Here is a 2,756-nt window from a genome sequence, read left to right as displayed (position 1 = left end):
CCGCAACCTCCTGCAAAAAGTCCTTGCCCTTTCCCTGCGCAACGTCTTCCAGAAACGCCCGCTTTTTCTCGCTGCTTCCGGCGGCAAAAGCGATGCCCCAGTCCGCAGCCTTTTCAATGAGATCAATGCATTCACTTGAAAAGAAATCCGGATTGTTTTTTACCTTGCGGATGGCGGCTTCGATTGCGCGTTCGTCGCTGAAAGGATTGCTGAAAAGGCCCGAGAGGTTCAGCATAGTAATGCATTCGCCGCTGTGAGTGCAGGAGGTATCTGCCATTCTGCAAACATCATACAGCCCTTGAACCTGTTTTGCAAGGGTATTTCGACTCCCGGAATCAATGGAAGGGAGCCGCGTTTTGTGCTCCTGCAAATCTTCGTGGATTTCCTCCACCATGTCGCTTGCCCGACTGCCGGTTTCACGCAGTGTTTCCTGATAGCTTGCCTCCGATGCCCGCCGCATCAGTCCCCCGAAAAAGGTGGAGCGGTTCACCCGGCTCCAATACTCGCCGCTTCCCAAAACGGCTCCGTTTTCTCCAATTGCTTCTCTACTCATGCCGTGCCTCCTATTTGTGTGTTGTTAAATGGAGGCGGGCAAAGGCGGTTGTACAGTGCCGTACATTTTCCTGCAAAATAATTTCTCGCCGAGCCGGGAGTGCGGTAAAAGCGCCTGCGCGCTTCGCTTGCACTCGCCGCCCGGCTGTTTTGTTGGGGGCGCGGTTGCCGGGCGGCTCGGGACGGGGGGAACGCTGGGCGAAGGAAAAGCCCCGCCTTTTGGCGGGGCTGGGGGGGTTACGAGTACATGCCGTTGGCGGACATATAGTCGTAAATCATTTTGCCATGCTCCTGCTCTTCCTTCTGGATGTGGTTCAGGGCGTCGCGGGCTTTTTCGTCCTTGAACTCGAAGACGCAGGTGTCGTAAAGATGGGAGGCGTGCTTTTCCGTGGAGAGCACGTCGGAGCACAAATAGCTGTCGTTCTGCTTGTCCTGATTGTCCACCGCGCCATAGGTTGCTTTGAAGGTGGGCTGACTTTTTTGGGACCCGCCGCCTGTGGACGGAACCGTGCCCTTTTCCATCTGGGTGAGGGTGTCGAGATGCTGTCGCTCGGTTTGTGCAATCTGATTGAACAGGTCTTTTAGCTGCGGGTCCGACGCGCAGGAGGCGTGCTTGGTGTATTTGTCCACGCAGAGCTGCTCCTGTCCCTTCAAATCCTTTAAGAGACTGCTTTCTTTTTGACTTAACTGCATAAAATCACCTCTAGCCCCAGTATGCGCGGTTCTCGGGAAAATATTCTCTGTAATTTTAATCATGGCCGAACTCCTGCCAACCTGCAAAATCTCGAGGAGGAGCGGCCTTTTGGCCACTCCCCCTCGTTTATGCAACGCGCCGTTGATCAATTCAAAGGAATTGTAATGGTGTTTTCATCGCTCTCCCAGAAGAAGGTCAGGGTGAGGGCCGTTGCCCGGTCTGCGTCCACGATCTGATCAAAGCTGGTGGTGCGCCCATAAAGCCCTTCTGCGTAACCTTCGGTTCCGGGGCCATACAGCTCGTTAAGAACGGTTCCGTCCTCCATGGTCAGAGACACGGTGCACAAAGAACCGGCCTCATCCAGATCAGAGTTTTCAACGAGGGACTCCAGCCCGTCTCCGCTGAGAGAAAGCGCCAGAGACAACGGGGAGAGCTGGACGGAGTCCACCGTCACCGCGTGACCGTTCACCTGATAGGCTTCGCCGGAGGCGAAGCTTTGCATGGCATCTGTGTAGGTCAAGGGCCAGGACAAAGACCATTGCCCCTCTGTTACGGTGTACATATCCAGCTTGCCCCGGTCGGCCTGAAGATTTGCAAAATTCAGAGTGATGGTTTTTCCGTTCCAGTCTGCCTGCTGAGAATTGTACAGCCGCAGCTCAAAATAGCGCTCGTTGTCCGTCCCGGAAAGAGAGGCGGTTTGGGTCGGGCCGCTCATAAATCCGCCGCTCCAACTGACGTGGTCCGAGCCTTCAAGATTTACGCCCAGCATTTCAAAACCGCTGGTGTCTGACAGCAGCGTACCATCAGGCGCTTTGACGGAAAAAAGCAGGTAAACGCTGTTCTGATCTCCAAGCGTTTGCAGGGCCGATACCGTCAGTCCGTTTTCCGTAACAGACTGTTCCGGGGCGCCCACCGCTCCAGAGGAGGACAGCAGCTCCTGCTGCTTCGGGTCCGCGCCAAAGCGCCGAGCCATGGCCTCGTTCCACTGGAAAACGTAGGCGGCGGCCGCTGTCACGCAAAGCGCGGCCACCGCGGCGGCCACAATTAAGAGGGATTTTCGTCTCATTTGAAATCTCCTTTCGGTCCGGCCGGGGGCGCATTCGCTAAGAGCTCGCTCCACGGCTTGGTGGAAGTTCTGCGGCGCGTCGGGAAACACGCCGTCCCAGTCTTCATGCGTCATATGCCGATACCTCCTTTTTTTCAAGGGCCGCGCGCAGCGCGGTCCGGGCGCGGGAGAGGCGGCTTTTCACTGTCCCCTCCGGAATTTTCAGCATTTGCGCAATCTCCGTCACCTGAAAGCCCTCCACGTAATGCAGCACAATCACCAGCCGCAGTTCCTCCCGCAGCGCCATGATGGCTGCGTAGAGACCGGGGTCCCGGCTCTGAGGTGGGGCTGTTTCTAGATACGTATATTCCTCCAGAGACACGGTTTTTCGGTTTGCGCGGTAGATATGGTAGCACTCATGAATCAAGATTCTGCAAAGCCACGTTTTAAAATAACCTGGCTCCC

At 56.0% G+C, this 2,756-nt stretch carries 3 protein-coding genes and 1 pseudogene; all 4 read right to left on the bottom strand.

Annotated features, from left to right (window positions below; all coding sequences use genetic code 11):
- A pseudogene (locus tag RTK01_RS14280) lies at positions 1 to 553 on the bottom strand (hypothetical protein); the annotation flags it as partial.
- A gap of 236 nt (positions 554 to 789) precedes the next feature.
- Positions 790 to 1,245: a ferritin-like domain-containing protein gene (locus RTK01_RS14275; protein WP_312281612.1), complete on the bottom strand. Its 456-nt coding sequence runs from the start codon at positions 1,243 to 1,245 to the stop codon at positions 790 to 792.
- Between the two features lie 146 nt (positions 1,246 to 1,391).
- A complete protein-coding gene (locus tag RTK01_RS14270) occupies positions 1,392 to 2,312 on the bottom strand; it encodes a hypothetical protein (RefSeq protein ID WP_312281611.1) in 921 nt (306 codons plus the stop codon).
- A gap of 103 nt (positions 2,313 to 2,415) precedes the next feature.
- A partial coding sequence (locus RTK01_RS14265; protein ID WP_312281610.1) for a sigma-70 family RNA polymerase sigma factor occupies positions 2,416 to 2,756 on the bottom strand: 341 nt, incomplete at its 5' end.

The organism is Oscillibacter sp., from assembly GCF_031978065.1.
Classification (GTDB): Bacteria; Bacillota; Clostridia; order Oscillospirales; family Oscillospiraceae; genus Oscillibacter.
Note: the sequence above shows the minus strand (reverse complement) of the source record. Positions and strands in the feature narration are given on the sequence as shown.

Coding starts and splice junctions, on each gene's coding strand:
- RTK01_RS14275 (WP_312281612.1), bottom strand. CDS start 1,245: ATGCAGTTAAGTCAAAAAGAAAGCAGTCTCTTAAAGGATTTGAAGGGA.
- RTK01_RS14270 (WP_312281611.1), bottom strand. CDS start 2,312: ATGAGACGAAAATCCCTCTTAATTGTGGCCGCCGCGGTGGCCGCGCTT.